14 protein-coding genes and 1 riboswitch are annotated in these 15,304 nt (G+C 75.3%); of the genes, 6 read left to right on the top strand and 8 right to left on the bottom strand.

Going from position 1 to position 15,304, the window contains the following annotated elements; translation table 11 throughout:
- Positions 1 to 15 precede the first annotated feature (15 nt).
- The 3 genes from DQ244_RS12905 to DQ244_RS12895 all read left to right on the top strand — a co-directional run bounded on the left by DQ244_RS12905 (position 16) and on the right by DQ244_RS12895 (position 2,001).
- Positions 16 to 768 carry a cobalt-precorrin-6A reductase gene (locus DQ244_RS12905; protein WP_199580374.1) on the top strand — a complete coding sequence of 251 codons (753 nt, stop codon included), beginning with the start codon at positions 16 to 18 and terminating at the stop codon, positions 766 to 768.
- An 18-nt stretch (positions 769 to 786) separates the two neighbouring features.
- A complete protein-coding gene (locus DQ244_RS12900) occupies positions 787 to 1,311 on the top strand; it encodes an FBP domain-containing protein (RefSeq protein WP_233491367.1) in 525 nt (174 codons plus the stop codon).
- Between the two features lie 72 nt (positions 1,312 to 1,383).
- A complete protein-coding gene (locus tag DQ244_RS12895; RefSeq protein ID WP_113811875.1) occupies positions 1,384 to 2,001 on the top strand; it encodes a flavodoxin family protein in 618 nt (205 codons plus the stop codon).
- A gap of 6 nt (positions 2,002 to 2,007) precedes the next feature.
- Here DQ244_RS12895 and DQ244_RS12890 read toward each other — a convergent pair whose 3' ends face one another.
- The 6 genes from DQ244_RS12890 to DQ244_RS12865 form a co-directional block, all read right to left on the bottom strand.
- Complete coding sequence (locus tag DQ244_RS12890; protein ID WP_233491366.1) at positions 2,008 to 3,240, bottom strand: MFS transporter; 1,233 nt, start codon at positions 3,238 to 3,240, stop codon at positions 2,008 to 2,010.
- Positions 3,241 to 3,289: 49 nt separating this feature from the next.
- Positions 3,290 to 4,786 carry a precorrin-2 C(20)-methyltransferase gene (locus DQ244_RS12885; protein WP_113811873.1) on the bottom strand — a complete coding sequence of 499 codons (1,497 nt, stop codon included), beginning with the start codon at positions 4,784 to 4,786 and terminating at the stop codon, positions 3,290 to 3,292.
- Positions 4,783 to 5,409 carry a precorrin-8X methylmutase gene (locus DQ244_RS12880; protein ID WP_113811872.1) on the bottom strand — a complete coding sequence of 209 codons (627 nt, stop codon included), beginning with the start codon at positions 5,407 to 5,409 and terminating at the stop codon, positions 4,783 to 4,785. Before DQ244_RS12880 ends, DQ244_RS12885 begins: the two co-directional genes overlap by 4 nt.
- Before the next feature lie 49 nt (positions 5,410 to 5,458).
- Positions 5,459 to 6,703 (bottom strand): HNH endonuclease signature motif containing protein, encoded by a 1,245-nt coding sequence (locus DQ244_RS12875; RefSeq protein ID WP_113811871.1) that lies wholly within the window; start codon positions 6,701 to 6,703, stop codon positions 5,459 to 5,461.
- A 256-nt stretch (positions 6,704 to 6,959) separates the two neighbouring features.
- On the bottom strand, positions 6,960 to 8,111 hold the full coding sequence (gene cobG / locus DQ244_RS12870) for a precorrin-3B synthase (RefSeq protein WP_113811870.1): 1,152 nt from the start codon (positions 8,109 to 8,111) through the stop codon (positions 6,960 to 6,962).
- A gap of 10 nt (positions 8,112 to 8,121) precedes the next feature.
- Positions 8,122 to 8,829 (bottom strand): DUF4383 domain-containing protein, encoded by a 708-nt coding sequence (locus tag DQ244_RS12865; RefSeq protein WP_113811869.1) that lies wholly within the window; start codon positions 8,827 to 8,829, stop codon positions 8,122 to 8,124.
- A 105-nt stretch (positions 8,830 to 8,934) separates the two neighbouring features.
- A riboswitch (cobalamin riboswitch) is annotated at positions 8,935 to 9,010 on the top strand.
- A gap of 54 nt (positions 9,011 to 9,064) precedes the next feature.
- Here DQ244_RS12865 and cobN point away from each other — a divergent pair.
- Genes cobN through DQ244_RS19935 form a run of 3 tightly spaced genes read left to right on the top strand, consistent with a single transcriptional unit; the run spans position 9,065 to position 13,185 of the window.
- Positions 9,065 to 12,682 carry a cobaltochelatase subunit CobN gene (cobN, locus tag DQ244_RS12860; RefSeq protein ID WP_113811868.1) on the top strand — a complete coding sequence of 1,206 codons (3,618 nt, stop codon included), beginning with the start codon at positions 9,065 to 9,067 and terminating at the stop codon, positions 12,680 to 12,682.
- Positions 12,683 to 12,721: 39 nt separating this feature from the next.
- On the top strand, positions 12,722 to 13,030 hold the full coding sequence (locus DQ244_RS12855) for an SRPBCC family protein (protein ID WP_233491365.1): 309 nt from the start codon (positions 12,722 to 12,724) through the stop codon (positions 13,028 to 13,030).
- Positions 12,988 to 13,185, top strand: coding sequence for a hypothetical protein (locus DQ244_RS19935; protein ID WP_233491364.1), 198 nt, complete (start codon positions 12,988 to 12,990; stop codon positions 13,183 to 13,185). Before DQ244_RS12855 ends, DQ244_RS19935 begins: the two co-directional genes overlap by 43 nt.
- 22 nt (positions 13,186 to 13,207) lie before the next feature.
- Here the strand turns inward: DQ244_RS19935 and DQ244_RS12850 are convergent, their stop codons facing one another.
- A complete protein-coding gene (locus DQ244_RS12850) occupies positions 13,208 to 14,059 on the bottom strand; it encodes a DUF1028 domain-containing protein (RefSeq protein WP_113811867.1) in 852 nt (283 codons plus the stop codon).
- Between the two features lie 9 nt (positions 14,060 to 14,068).
- Positions 14,069 to 15,274, bottom strand: a complete 1,206-nt coding sequence (locus DQ244_RS12845; protein ID WP_113811866.1) for an MFS transporter — start codon at positions 15,272 to 15,274, stop codon at positions 14,069 to 14,071.
- Positions 15,275 to 15,304: the final 30 nt, after the last annotated feature.

The raw sequence follows: 15,304 nt of genomic DNA, 5'->3' as shown, positions 1-15,304 counted from the left end.
GCACGGCGGCGCGGCGTGACCGGGCGGGTGCTGGTGCTCGGCGGCACCGGCGAGGCGCGGGCGCTGGCCACGGCGCTGGTGGAGCGGGGCGTGGACGTCGTCAGCTCGCTGGCCGGCCGGGTGTCCGACCCGGTGCTGCCGCCGGGCGAGGTGCGCGTCGGGGGCTTCGGCGGGGCCGACGGTCTGGCCGCCTGGCTGGGGGGTGCGGCGGTGGATGCCGTCGTGGACGCGACGCACCCCTTCGCCGCCACGATGACCGCCTCCGCCGCCGCTGCCTGCAGCCGCACGGGCACCCCGCTGCTCCGGCTGCAGCGGCCGGGCTGGCTCGCCGGTCCGGGCGACGACTGGCGCTGGGCGGACTCGCTGGAGGGCGCAGCCGCCGCCGTCGCGGGGTTCGACCGCGTGTTCCTCACCACCGGCCGGCAGGGGCTCGGGGCCTTCGCCGGGCTGACGGCGCACTGCCTCGTGCGCTCGGTCGATCCGCCGGACCCGCCGCTGCCGGCGCGCACCACGGTCGTGCTCGCGCGGGGGCCGTTCGGCCTCGACGACGAGCGCGCCCTGCTGCGCGAGCACGCGGTCGAGGTCGTCGTCACCAAGGACAGCGGCGGGTCGATGACGGCGGCCAAGCTCACCGCCGCTCGCGAGCTCGGGCTGCCGGTCGTGCTGGTGCGACGTCCGCCGCTGCCGCCCGGCGTGCCGGTCGTGGCGACGGTGGCGGCGGCCCTGGCGTGGCTGGCCGAAAACTGTTCGCGGCGCGAAGGATCCTGACGGAGGATCCCCACCGGGATGCGGCACGACCGACAGGAGCACGCCACCGTGGACGCCATGACCGAGCAGCAGGTGCGCCGGTCGTTCATCAACTGCTCGCGGGGCGAGGCGTCGGGTCTGACGCTGCCCAGGGAGTTCGGGCAGCTGGCCTTGGCGGAGCTGGCGTTGCTGGGCTGGCGCGACGCGAAGGCCCCGCTGCGCGGCTACCTCGTCGTGCCGCAGGGGGACGGTCCGGTGGGCGTCTCGCTGCGCGCCGCCGACACGAGGATGTCCAGCCGCACCCCGGCGATGTGCCTGCTGTGCCAGACGGCGCAGTCGGGCGATGCGATCTCGCTGTTCACCGCCCGGCGCAGCGGCGAGGCCGGCCGCAACGGCAACACGGTCGGGACCTACATCTGCGCCGACCTCCGGTGCGCCGAGCGGGCACGGAGCGAGATCCCGCCGTGGCTGCGCGAGCGCGACCCCGAGGAGGTCGCCGAGGAGCGCGTGGCGGAGCTGCGCGAGCGCGTGGACGGCTTCCTCGACGCGGTGCGGAAGGCCTGACCGGCGGGTCGCAGCTGGATCGGTCGTGCGCAACATGTGTGGAACCGCTGGTGAGCGGGGCAGAGACCGGCCATGACCTCGACCCAGCCGCTCCGCGCCCTCGCCCTCGTCTGCAGCCTCAAGGCCTCGCCCGCCCCCTCCAGCAGCGACCTGATCGCCCGCCAGATCCTGGCCGAGCTGGAGAAGCACGGCGTCACCGGCGACGTCGTCCGGGTGGTCGACCACGACGTGAAGCCGGGTGTCGAGGTGGACATGGGCGAGGGCGACCAGTGGCCGGCGATCCGCGAGCAGATGATGGCCGCGGACATCCTGATCGTGTCGACGCCGACCTGGGTCGGGCACATGAGCAGCGTGGCCCAGCGCGTGCTGGAGCGGCTGGACGGCGAGCTGTCCGAGACCGACGACTCCGGCCGCCCGCTGGTCACCGGCAAGGTGGCGGTGGTGTCCGTCGTCGGCAACGAGGACGGCGCGCACAAGATCGTCGCCGACCTGTTCCAGGGCCTCGACGACATCGGGTTCACCATCCCGGCCCAGGGGTCGACCTACTGGAACGACCAGGCGATGGGCGGCACGGACTACATGGACCTCGACGAGACGCCGGAGGCGGTGGCCTCCACGACGGCGACGCTGGCGGAGAACGCCGCGCACCTCGCCAAGGCGCTGCGGGCGGCGCCGTACCCGGGGCGCTGAGCCGGCTCAGGCCGCGAGCGACTCCCGCGCCGCGCCGACCGGCTGCTCGGGCCGGGCGGCGCGGCGCCGGCGCATCCGGACGCCGGCCACCGCCGTCAGGGCGAGCACCACGAGCACGGCGGCGTAGACCTCGGTCACCCGCTCGAGCCCGACCGTGGCCGAGAGGGAGCCGGCGATGATCGCCGGCACGCTGAAGCTCAGGTAGCCGACGACGAAGACGCTGGACAGCAGCCCGGCCCGCTCGCCGGGGGCGACCCCGGCGCTCGAGAGGGCGACCGCGCCGAGGAACGCCATGCCGAAGCCGAGCCCGGAGACGACCGCGGACAGGAACAGCACGACGGTCTCGCCGGTCAGCAGGGCCGCGATCGTCCCGGCGACGCCGGCGGCGAAGACCGACGCCCCGGCGACCATGGCCCGCTCGGCCGGCAGGTTGTGGCCGACGACCGCGCCGAACGCGGCGGTGCCCTGCATGGCCAGGACCAGCAGGCTGCCGACCAGCGGGGCCTCGATGCCGAAGACCGAGGCGGCGAGCGAGGGCCCGAGGGAGAGGTAGAGGCCGCCGAGCGCCCAGGCGGCGACGAGCACCGGCAGCGCGGTGAGGAACGCCGACCGCTGGGACCGCGGCACCCGCACCGTCGGGCGCAGCGACGCCAGGGCACCCGGGGCGCGGGGCGAGGTCTCGGGCAGGAAGGCGACGACCGCCGCGGCCGCCAGCACGGCGACGGTGAGGACGGCGAAGATCCAGCGGGTCGGCGAGTCCGCGAACTCGACGGCGAGGCCGGCACCGACGACGCCGGCGGAGAGCCCCAGGCCGGGTGCCGCGCTGTTCAGGAGCGGGCCCAGCGGCCGCTCGGGGCGCTGCGTGTCGAGCAGCACGGCGCCGAGCGTGCCGGTGAGCGCGCCCACCGAGAGGCCCTGCACCACCCGCGCCGCCAGCAGCCAGCCGATGCCGTCGGCGGCGAGGAAGATCCCCATGGCCACCGCCTGGAGCAGCAGGCCACCGACCAGGACCGGACGCCGGCCGACGTGGTCGGACAGCCCTCCCACGACCAGCAGCGTGGCCAGCAGTGCGAAGGCGTAGATGCCGAAGACGATCGTCAGCATCCCCGGGCCGAACCCGAACTGCTCCTGGTAGACGCGGTACAGGGGGGTCGGGACACCCGAGGCGGCCAGGATCAGCAGCAGCAGTCCGGCCGCCGTCCAGAACGCCGGGGTGCGCGGAAGCGTCGGCACGGGCATGGTCGTTGCCAAGCGCAACGAGAGCCGGATCATTCCCGGCTCCGGCGTGTCAGCCGGGATACGTCCGTGGCGTGTACACCGCGCCGGTGGGCGTGACCCGCGTCTGCGACGAGCCGATCAGCACCAGGCAGCGCATGTCGACGGTCTCCGGGTCGAGCTCGCCGAGGGTGGTGACGGTCAGCCGCTCCTCCGGTCCACCGACGTCGCGACCGACGACGACGACCGTCTCCGCGGCCCTGACCTCCAGCAGCGCCTGCAGCGCCTCGCCGAGCTGGTGCGGCCGGTGCTTCGACCGCGGGTTGTAGAGGGCGATGACCAGGTCCGCGGCGGCGGCGTGCCGGAGCCGGTCGACGATCACGTGCCACGGCTTGAGGACGTCGGAGAGCGAGAGGACGCAGAAGTCGTGGCCCAGCGGCGCCCCCACCCGGGAGGCGACCGCCTGGGCCGCGGTGAGCCCCGGGACCACGCGGACCCGGACGCCGGCGAACTCGGGCCGGGCGGCGACCTCGAGGACCGCGGCGGCCATGGCGAAGACGCCGGGGTCGCCGCTCGAGACGACGGCGACCCGGCGTCCGGAGCGGGCGAGCTCCAGGGCGTGGGCGGCCCGCTCGGCCTCGACCCGGTTGTCGCTGGGGTGGCGGACCTGGCGGGGGTTCGCCGGCACCCGGTCGACGTAGGGCCCGTAGCCGACGAGGTCGTCGGCGGCGGCGAGCGCCTCGGCGGCCTCCGGGGTGGTCCAGCCGCGCGCGCCCGGTCCGAGGCCGACGACGACGACCTCGCCCGCGCCCGGGGTGGCCGCCGCGGGAGTGGCCGGCTCGACGAGCTGCGGGGTCAACGGGCTCGGCAGCAGGGCCAGCGAGAAGTAGGGGACGCTCGCCGGGTCGACGTCGGCCAGCGGCAGGGTGCGCTGGCGGTCGGTGGTGGCCCGCTCGACGTACAGCGCCCGGTCGATGACGCCGGCCCGCTCGAACGCCTCCCGGACCTGCGGGAACGTGCGACCGAGCTTCATCACCGCGGCCGAGTCGGTGGCGGCCAGCCGCTCGGCGAGCTGCTCCACCGGAAGGGTTCCGGGCAGCACGGTGAGCACCTCGTCGCGCTCGACCAGCGGGCGGCCGACGGCGGCGGCCGCGCCGCTGACGCTGGTGACCCCGGGGACGACCTCGGTCGGGTACCGGTGCGCCAGGCGCTTGTGCATGTGCATGTAGGAGCCGTAGAAGAGCGGGTCGCCCTCGGCCAGGACGACGACGTCGCGCCCGGCGTCCAGGTGCGCGGCGAGCCGGGCGGCGGCGGCCTCGTAGAACTCGTCGATCGCGCCCTGGTAGCCGCCGGGGTGGTCGGTGGTCTCGGTGGTGACCGGGTAGACCAGCAGCTCCTCGATCTGACCCTGGCGCAGGTAGGGCTCGGCGAGCGCGCGGGCCACGGACCGGCCGTGCCGGGCGGCGTGGAAGGCGACGACGTCGGCCGCGGCGATCAGTCGGGCGGCCTTGACCGTGACCAGCTCCGGGTCACCCGGGCCGAGCCCGACCCCGTACAGCCGCCCGCTCACTCCACATCACTCGCGATCGCATTCACGGCAGCCGCGGTGATCGCGCTGCCGCCCCGGCGTCCGCGCACCACGAGGAAGTCGAGGTCGGAGGCGGCCAGCGCGTCCTTGGACTCGACGGCGCCGATGAAGCCGACCGGAATGCCGAGGACGGCGGCCGGACGGGGCGCACCGGCGGCGACCATCTCCAGCAGGTGGAACAGGGCCGTGGGGGCGTTGCCGATGGCGACGACGGCGCCGTCGAGCCGGTCCCGCCACAGCTCCAGCGCCGCCGCGGTGCGGGTGGTGCCGAGCTCCGCGGCGAGGCCCGGGGTCCTCGGGTCGTTGAGCGTGCAGACGACGTCGTTGTCCTTCGGGAGCCGCCGCCGGGTGATGCCGCTGGAGACCATCGTGGCGTCGCAGAGCACCGGAGCACCCGCGTCGAGGGCCTCGCGGGCGCGCTGCACGACGGCGGGGGAGTACGCGATGTCGTCGACCAGGTCGACCTGCCCGCAGGCATGGATCATGCGCACCGCCACCCGCGCCAGGTCAGCGGGCAGGCCCGCCAGATCGGCCTCGGCGCGGATCGTCGCGAACGACTGCCGGTAGATCTCGGCGCCGTCCTTCTCGTACTCGTAGACCACCATCGGGCGCAGAGGCTACGTCCCGGGAGCGCGGCCCGGCCGCCGGGGCGGGTCAGCCCGCGCGGGCGCGCACCGCGTCGTCGGGGATGCGGGGGAGGATCAGGATCTCGGTGTCGTCGGGCCGGTAGGTGTGCCATCGGCCGTGTTCGTCGCGGTCGATCCGGAAGCCGTGGTGGACCTTGGTGTGGTGCCGTTCGCACAGCAGCGCGAGGTTGCCGGGTTCGGTTTCGCCGCCGTGGGCCCAGTGGACGAGGTGGTGGACGTCGCACCAGTGGGTCGGTGCGTCGCAGCCGGCGAAGACGCAGTGGTGGTCGCGGTGCTCGATGACGCGGCGCAGCGGGTGCGGTGTGACGCGGTGGCTGCGGCCGAGGTCGAGGGGTTGGCCTTCGGGGCCGATGACGATGCGGGTGACGTTGCCGTCGCAGGCCAGCCAGCGAGCGCGGGCGGCGGAGATCGTGGCCCCGAACCCGAGGTCGGCCGTCGCCGGGCTCATGTCGGAACCGACGAGGTCGTCCAGCGGGATGGTCACCACGACGTGCGGCTTGACCGTGCGCAGGGTCGGGAGACCACCGGCGGCGAGCTGGTTGTCGCACAGCTGCACGAACGCGTCGGCTTGCTGCTGGGCCCGCGTTCTGGTGTCACCGGCGGGGCGGTCGGCCTGCACGATCGACTCCAGCGCCGCCTGCGCCTTCTCGGTTCCCACGGCGTCGAGCTCGAAGTGGCCGGTGGACGAGCCGTCGGCATGCTTGACCAGGGTGAAGGAGCGCTGCTCGGTCGGGTCGGGCTCGGTGCCGTCGGGGTCCAGGCGGTCCAGGTAGTGCGCGACCGCCTTGCGCAGATCGGCGTGGAAGGCACCGGCGGCGACCTCGGTGAGCAGCTCGTCGATCTGGGCCAGGTCCACGCCCGAGGCCTCGGCGGCGGCCACGTTCTTGGGTGCCACCACCGGCGCGATCGCGGCCACGGCCTCGGCAGACACCGCACCGGACGCGAACGCCACGGCGAGGGTGGGCAGCCGCTCCAACGCCCGGCCGTTGCGGACCAGTGCCGAGGCGGCGGACGCGGAGAAGCGGGCGTGCCCGCGCAGCCAGGCGGGCATCGACGCCTTGCCGTCGACGTCTGCCGCTCCGGCCAGCTCGCACTGCCGCGTCGTCCTGGCCAGCTCGGCTGCGAGCCGGTTCGCCGCGACGATCAGCTGCGCTTCCCGCTCGATGAGCGCCGGCCCGAACAGACCGTCCAGCCGCTCGGACGACAGCTCGTCGAGAGCCGCCTCCAGAGCTACTGAACTAGTCGAACGCATGTACGAATACTAACGGACCGGACTGACATCCGCAGCGCGAATCCCGAGCTCAGAAGCCTGTCCACAGATCCGGCAAGGCTCTTGACACCGCCGGGCCAGCAGGTCAGCCCGGGGCGCCGACGCGGTAGCCCGAGCCGGTGGCGGCGGCGACTCGGGCTGGTGTGTCCGCCTGTGCAGGGCGATGCCGCCCGAGCTCGGCGAGGTAAGGCCCCCTGCCAGGCAGGGCCACCCTTGCCGGGCGCGGCGGCCGAGCGGGTCAGCCCGGAGCGCCGACGCGGTAGCCCGAGCCGGTGGCGACGACGTCCACGACCTCACCCGAAGGTCGACCGCACCGGCGCTCGCAGCCGGCCCAGTGCTGACGGGCACCGGCGAGGGGCAGCGTGCCCGTGACGACGGCGGCCGTCGCGTCGGCCCGCACGTCGGCCAGCGACTTCGCGCAGCCGGGCAGCCCGGCGCACGCCGTCACCCGCGTCCACGGGCTGGCCGGGTCGAGCACGAGGCCCGCGCCCACCAGCAGCGCCGCCGCCGAGTCGTCGGGCAGGTCGGGCACCACCACACCGCGCCACGGGCTCAGCTGCACCTCCGCCGCGAGCCCGGCCAGGAGGCCGACCTGCGCGGCGGTCAGCCGGCCCAACGGCACGATCGCGGCCAGCGCCGTCCGGCCGTCGTCCTGGCGCACCGCGCCGACCGGCCGGACCCGGGGCTCGGCCGGCAGCACCACCGGCTCGGACGCCGGAGCCACACCCAGCCGCGCCGCCACGAGAGCCGGTCCCTCGACCAGCTCGGCCAGCCGCCAGGCCGACCCGCCCTGCGCGGCGCGCTCGTCGAGGAAGGCCCGGGTGGCCGCCATCGCCACCCCGACGGCGTCCACGGGCGCGCAGCGCAGCCCGCTGTCCCGGCCGCCGAGCGTCAGGGCCACCGTGCCCGCCCCGAGCGCCACCAGTCCGACGTCGGCGCCCAGCGCCGAGACGTCGCCGCGGCCGTCGTCGAAGGTGGCCAGGAACCGGCCGGGCAGCGCCGCGAGCGACGGCTCCCCGCACAGCGCGGCGTCGAAGGCGCGCACCCACGGCCGCACGTCCAGCACCCCGCCGGACCGGCCGCTGAGGACGCTGGCCAGGAGGTTGCGCGCCGTCTCGTGGGTGGCGCTGGGCAGCAGCCCGGCGTCGGCCAGCCGCTCGCCGAGCTCGGCCCCGCCGCCGTCCCGGAGGCCGCGCAGCTGCACGTTGCCGCGGCTGGTCAGCTCCAGTGCGCCGTCGCCGAGGTCGAGCGCGGCGGCGCCCAGGACCCGGAGCTGCGCGGCGGTGAGCAGTCCGCCGGGGACGCGGACCCGGGCCAGCCGCCCGTCGGCCGCGGCGTGCGTCTGCAGGGCACCCGGGCAGGCGTCGGCCCGGCTCCGGGGAACGGTCATGCGGGAAACGCTACGACGCCGAGGACCCGCCGCCGGTCCCGGAGTCGAACGACATCCACACCCGGCGTCGGTCGGCCCGGCGGGTGTGCTCGGCCATGGCGGCCACGCGGCGGCGCTGCTCGGCGCTGGCGATGTGCTGCACGACCGCGACCTCCGCCTCGCGCATGGCCCGCTCGGCCGCGAACTCCTCCGGCGTCGACGGGATCCCGTCGACGGAGTCCTCGTCCTCCTCGGCACGCGGCCGGGCGTACGGGCTGTCGGGCGGCAGGTTCCCGGTGACCCGCCCGTAGGTGCCCAGGGTGAGCAGCAGCAGACCGGCGACGACTGAGAACACCACGTTGGGGAAGCGGAAGGCGAGCAGGTTGAGGTCGGTGCGCAGCACGGCCAGGTTGGCCAGCGCGGACACCAGGAACAGCACGCCGACGACGATCATGACCGTCGAGGCGACCCGCGGGCCGCGCAGCGCCGCCACGACCAGCACGATCGCGGTGACGATCGAGATGGTCGACAGCAGGCCGTTCGAGGACAGGCCGAGGATTCGCTCGCCCTCGGTCGAGAAGAACTCCAGGCCGTCAGCGAAGCCGAGGACGCCGAACACCGCGATGACCGCGGCCACGACGAGCGCGCCGATGCGGTGCACGGCGAGGACCCGGGCGCCGGGTGGGCGCGGCTCGCTCGTGCCGGAGGGGGTGCGACGGGACGGAGAACGCAGGGTCATGACGACTCCTCGGGCGGTCCGGGTGGTGCAGGGACTTCACCTGCGGGCCGCCGTCCGGATGCGGACGCGCCGGCGGTAGCGTGCGGTCCACCGCGGCAGCGCAGCGAGGAAGCCGGTGCGATTCCGGCGCGGTCCCGCCACTGTGAGCCCGGCCCCTCCAGGCCGGGCGAGCCAGACACTCCGGCTGCCGTACCCATCGATTCGGGGCGCGGACCCCGAGGGAGGCGGCGCCGCCGTGTTCACCCTGCTCTCCACCAGCGACACCGATCTGCTCTCCGCCCGCGCCAGCGGCGCCGACTGGCGGCTCGGCAACCCGGCCCGGCTGGACGACGCGGGGATGGCAGCGCTGACCGAGGGCGCCGACGTCGTCGTCGTCCGGATCCTCGGGGTGCGGCGGCAGTACGAGGAGATGCTCGCGCCGCTGCTGGCCGGGTCCGCGCCGGTGGTCGTCCTCGGTGGCGAGCAGCTGCCCGACGCGGAGCTGATGGAGCTCTCCACCGTGCCGATGGGCGTGGCCACCGAGGCGCACGGTTACCTCGCGCAGGGCGGGCCGGACAACCTGGTCCAGCTGCACCGCTTCCTGTCCGACACGGTGCTGCTCACCGGCGAGGGCTTCGAGCCGCCGTCGGTCGCCCCGGAGTGGGGGCTGCTCGAGCGGGACAGCCGTGGCACCGGCCCGACCGTCGCCGTCCTCTACTACCGGGCCCACCACCTCTCCGGGAACACCGGCTTCGTCGAGGGCCTGTGCACCGCGATCGAGGACGCCGGCGGGCGGGCGCTGCCGGTGTTCACCTCCTCGCTCCGGTCGGTGTCCGACGAGCTGCTGGCCACGCTGCGCACCGCCGACGCGCTGGTCGTCACGGTGCTCGCCGCCGGCGGCTCGCGACCGGCGACCGCCCAGGCCGGCGGCGACGACGGAGCCTGGGACGTCGGCCAGCTCGCCGAGCTCGACGTGCCGGTGATCCAGGGGCTGTGCCTGACCCGTTCGCGGGCGGACTGGCTGGCCGACGACGACGGGCTCTCCCCGCTGGACGTGGGCAACCAGGTCGCCATCCCGGAGTTCGACGGCCGGCTGATCAGCGTGCCGTTCTCCTTCAAGGAGACCGATGAGGACGGGCTGACCTCCTACGTCCCCGACCCCGAGCGCGCGGCGCGGGTCGCCGGCACCGCCGTGGCCCACGCGCGGCTGCGGCACACCCCGCCCGGGGAGCGCCGGATCGTGGTGATGCTCAGCGCCTACCCGACCAAGCACGCGCGGATCGGCAACGCGGTCGGCCTGGACACCCCGGCGTCGGTGGTGCGGCTGCTCGCCGCCCTGCACGGCGCGGGCTACGACATCGGCCCGTTCGACGGCCCCGGCGCGCTGCCCGGCGTGGCCGACCTGGACGGCGACGCCCTGTTCCACGCGCTCATCGCCGCCGGCGGCCAGGACGAGAACTGGCTATCCGAGGAGCAGCTGTCCGGCAACCCGGTGCGCATCCCGGCGGCCGAGTACCAGCGCTTCTTCGACACGCTGCCCGCCGATCTCCGCGAGGCGATGACCGAGCACTGGGGCGAGGCGCCGGGCTCGCTGTTCGTGGACGGCTCCGGCCCCGACCAGGCAATCGTCTTCGCCGCCCTCCGCGCCGGGAACGTCGTCGTCATGGTGCAGCCGCCCCGCGGCTTCGGGGAGAACCCGATCGCGATCTACCACGACCCCGACCTGCCGCCGTCCCACCACTACCTGGCGGCCTACGCGTGGCTGCGGGAGACCTTCGGCGCGCACGCGCTCGTGCACGTCGGCAAGCACGGCAACATGGAGTGGCTGCCGGGCAAGACCGTCGGGCTGTCGGCCTCCTGCGGCCCGGACGCCGCGATCGGCGACCTGCCGCTGGTCTACCCGTTCCTGGTCAACGACCCGGGCGAGGGCAGCCAGGCCAAGCGCCGCGCGCACGCCACCCTGGTCGACCACATGGTGCCGCCGATGGCCCGCGCCGACGCCTACGGCGACATCGCCCGGCTGGAGCAGCTGCTCGACGAGCACGCCAACGTCGCGGCGATGGACCCGGCGAAGCTGCCCGCCGTCCGGGCGCAGATCTGGACGCTGCTGCAGGCGGCGAAGCTCGACTCCGACCTGGGGCTGAACGAGCGCCCGGAGGACGACCACTTCGACGAGATGATCCTGCACGTCGACGGATGGCTGTGCGAGATCAAGGACTCCCAGATCCGCGACGGCCTGCACGTGCTCGGGTCCCCGCCCAGCGGCCAGGACCGGATCGACCTGGTGCTGGCGATCCTGCGCGCCCGCCAGATCTGGGGCGGCTCGGTGGCGCTGCCCGGGCTCCGCGAGGCGCTCGGCCTGGTCGAGGACGGCACCGCGGGGCTGCGGGCCACCGACGCCGTCGAGGAGCGGGCGGAGGCGCTCGTCGCCGCCATGGAGGCGCGCGGCTGGACCGGCGACGCGGTGGACGACGTCGTGCGCGAGGTGCTGGGCCGCGAGGACGCGACGGTCGGCGCCGTGCTCCGGTTCGCCGTGGACGAGGTCGTGCCCCGGCTGGCCCGCACCACCGACGAGATGGACGCGACGCTGCACGCCCTCGAGGGCGGCTACGTGCCGGCCGGCCCGTCGGGCTCGCCGCTGCGCGGGCTGGTCAACGTGCTGCCGACCGGCCGGAACTTCTACTCGGTCGACCCGCGGGCGGTGCCCTCGCGGCTGGCGTGGGAGACCGGCCAGGCGATGGCCGAGTCGCTGGTCGAGCGGTACGTCGCCGACACCGGGGAGCACCCGCGGTCGGTCGGGCTCTCGGTGTGGGGCACCTCGGCCATGCGGACCTCGGGTGACGACGTCGCCGAGGTGCTCGCGCTGCTCGGCGTCCGGCCGGTGTGGGACGACGCCTCGCGCCGGGTCACCTCCCTGGAGGCGATCGACCTCGAGGAGCTGGGCCGTCCGCGGATCGACGTCACCGTGCGGATCAGCGGCTTTTTCCGGGACGCCTTCCCGCACGTCGTGACCATGCTCGACGACGCCGTCACCCTGGCCGCTTCCCTCGACGAGCCGGCCGACCGCAACTACGTGAAGGCGCACGTGGACGCCGACGTCGCGCAGCACGGCGACCGGCGCCGCGCCACCACCCGGGTGTTCGGCTCCAAGCCCGGTGCGTACGGCGCCGGCCTGCTCCCGCTCATCGACAGCCGGAACTGGCGCGGCGACGCCGACCTCGCCGAGGTCTACGCGGTGTGGGGCGGCTACGCCTACGGCCGCGACCTCGACGGCGTCGAGGCTCGGCCGGACATGGAGTCCGCGTACCGGCGGATCGCGGTCGCGGCGAAGAACGTCGACACCCGCGAGCACGACATCGCCGACTCCGACGACTACTTCCAGTACCACGGCGGCATGGTCGCGACCGTCCGCGCGCTGACGGGCACGGCGCCCAAGGCCTACATCGGCGACTCGACCCGCCCCGAGCAGGTGCGCACCCGCTCGCTCACCGAGGAGACCGCCCGCGTCTTCCGCGCCCGCGTGGTCAACCCCAAGTGGCTGGCCGCCATGCGCCGGCACGGCTACAAGGGCGCCTTCGAGCTGGCCGCGACGGTGGACTACCTGTTCGGCTACGACGCCACGACCGGCGTCGTCGCCGACTGGATGTACGAGAAGCTCGCGCAGACCTACGTGCTGGACCCCGAGAACCGCGAGTTCATGGAGACGTCGAACCCGTGGGCGCTGCACGGCATCGCCGAGCGGCTGCTGGAGGCGGTGGACCGGAAGATGTGGGCCGAGCCCGACCCCGCTCTGCTGGCCGAGCTGCAGCAGGCCTACCTCGACACCGAGGGCGACCTCGAAGGTGGCGAGACCCCGGCGCAGGTGGGCGGCTGACCCGGGCGGGCACGCGGCCCCGGCTGCGAGACTGCGCGGATGCGCGAGCTCCGCTTCTCCGGTTCGGTGTCCGTCGACGCGTCACCCGAGGCGGTCTACGACCTGGTCGCCGATGTGACCCGCACCGGCGAGTGGAGCCCGATCTGCGAGGTCTGCTGGTGGGACGAGGGCGGATCCGGGCGGGTGGGGGACTGGTTCACCGGCCGCAACGTCACCGCGGGGCGGACGTGGGAGACGCGCTCGCGCGTGGTCGTCGCCGACCGCGGGCGCGAGTTCGCCTGGGAGGTCGGTCAGGGCTACGTCCGGTGGGGGTTCGTGCTCGCCCCGTCGACGGCGGCACCCTGCTGACCGAGGAGTGGGAGTTCCTCCCCGCCGGGCAGGCGTTCTTCGCGGAGCGCTACGGCGAGGCCGCCGACGAGCAGATCGCCCAGCGCACCCGTGACGCGCACGAGGGCATCCCGGTGACGCTCGCGGCGATCAAGCGGATCGCCGAGGCCGGCTGAGCCGGCCCGGACGCACCGCCGGTCAGCGCTCCGCGGTGGTGGCGCGGAGGTGCTCCAGGACGACGGGATCGAGGCGGCCCTCGTGCCAGCGCTCCTCGAAGTTCTCCCGGCCCATCCAGTCGTACAGGTCGCGCCGGACGTCGCCGGTCGCGTAGCCGGTGACCGCCAGGCGCCCGCGCAGCTCCTCCTCGAGCGCGTCGTCGAGGGGCAGCAGCTCGTCGGCGGGCGTGGAGCCGAAGTAGAGGTCGTGCAGGCCGAGCATGCGGTCGAGCTCGCCGATCGGCTCGGGCGAGTCGTCGCTGCGCAGGTCGACGACGACGTCGCCGAGCCCGCCGTAGCCGGCGCCGGCCGACACCACGAGAACCGCTGCCGCCTGCTTGCCGCGCGGATCGCCACCCGCCTCCTGCCCGGCCGCGAGACAGGCGACCAGGCGCCGGGCGAGGGAGGGCTCTGCGGCCGTGGCCAGCCACCGGTCGACCATGGCGTCGACGACCTCGGGCCCGGCGAGCAGGTTGCCCTGCGCGGCGAAGGAGCCCTCCGGGCCCTCGCCGGTGCGCCCGCCGGCCCAGGGCTGGGCGCGCTCGCCGGTGAACGTCGCCGCGGCTCCGGTGCGGTCGACGACGCCGGCCTGCCGCTGGTCGCGCTCCGGGTCGTCGGCGAAGAAGCGGGTCAGCAGCTCCCCGGGCGCCACGCCCTCCCGCAGCAGCTCGATGCCCCGGGTGCGTAGCTCGAGGTTGACGTGGGCCTGGGTGGCGAGCGCTCCGGCGTCGGCCGCCGCGGCCGGCACGTAGGCGCCCGCGGCCAGGAACTTGCTGGCCACCGCGACGCCGAGAGCGGCGCCGTCCGGGGAGCGTCCGACGATCGAGAAGGTCACCGGCGGACCCTAGCCAGCGGGGCGGCCGCCCGCCCGGCCGGTCAGCACCCCGGCGGCCAGCACGGTGACGATGCCGGCGGCGACCACGGTGAGCAGGCCGGTGCGCAGCCCGGCGGCGTCCGCGATCACCCCGACCAGCGGCGGGGAGAGCAGCAGGCCGGCCCTCAGCAGCCAGTTGATCATCGACAACCCGGCCCCCGGAGGCAGCCCCGGGAGGCGGTCGGCCGCGGCGTAGGCGGCCGGCACGAGGGTGGCGACGCCGAGGCCGGCGACCGCGAAGCCGGCGAGCGTCCCGGGGATCGAGGGGAACGCGAGCGCCGCGCCCATGCCGACCGCGACCAGCGCACCGCCGACCCGGGTCACCGCCCGCTGGCCGAACCGGTCGACGACGCGGTCACCGGTCAGCCGGCCCACGGTCATCGTCGTCTGCAGGGCCACCAGCCCGAGCCCGGCGACGGCGGCGCCGGCGCCGAGGTCCTCGCGCAGGTAGATCGCGCTCCACGAGGCGCCCGCGTCCTCGACGAAGACCCCGGCGGCCGCGAGCAGGCCGAGCACGGCGAGCAGCAGCAGCGAGCGCGACCGCGCGCTGAGCGCCCCGCCGGCGGCCGCGACCGGCTCGGGCGCGCGGTCGTCCTCGTCGGCTCCCGGCAGCATCGCCCGGCCCGAGACGAGCGCGACGGCCGCGAAGAAGACGCCGACCCCGCCCAGGTGCCAGCCGAGCGGGACGCCGAGCCCGGCGGCGGCCGACCCGAGGAGCGCACCCGCGACCGCACCGACGCTCCAGAGCCCGTGGAACGCGTTGAGGATCGACCGGTCGTAGCGCCGCTCCACCCGCAGGCCGTGCGCGTTCTGCGCGACGTCGACCAGCGCGTCCACCGCGCCGACCAGCAGGAGGACGGCCGCCAGCACGGCCCACGACGGCGCGATCGCGACCGCGCTCATCGCGGCGGCGAGCAGCACGAGCCCGTGCGCCGCCACCCGCCCGGACCCGAGCCGCCGGATCAGCGGCGCGGACCACAGCGCCGCGAGCAGCGCCCCGACGGGGGCGGCGGCGAGCGCGGTGCCGAGCGCGGCGTTGCTCAGGCCGAGGTCGGCCTTGATCTCCGGCAGGCGGGGCAGCACGTTCGCGTAGAGGACCGCGTTGACGAAGAACCAGGTGCCGACGGCGGCACGGGCGGCCCGCGGCGGGGCCGGGACCGGAGGAGCGGACGGCACACCCCGATCCTGTCAGGTGCGGGTGGCACC

The sequence above is a fragment of the Blastococcus sp. TBT05-19 genome (assembly GCF_003319095.1).
GTDB lineage: Bacteria > Actinomycetota > Actinomycetes > Mycobacteriales > Geodermatophilaceae > Blastococcus.
This window is presented reverse-complemented; position numbering and strand designations above follow the sequence as displayed.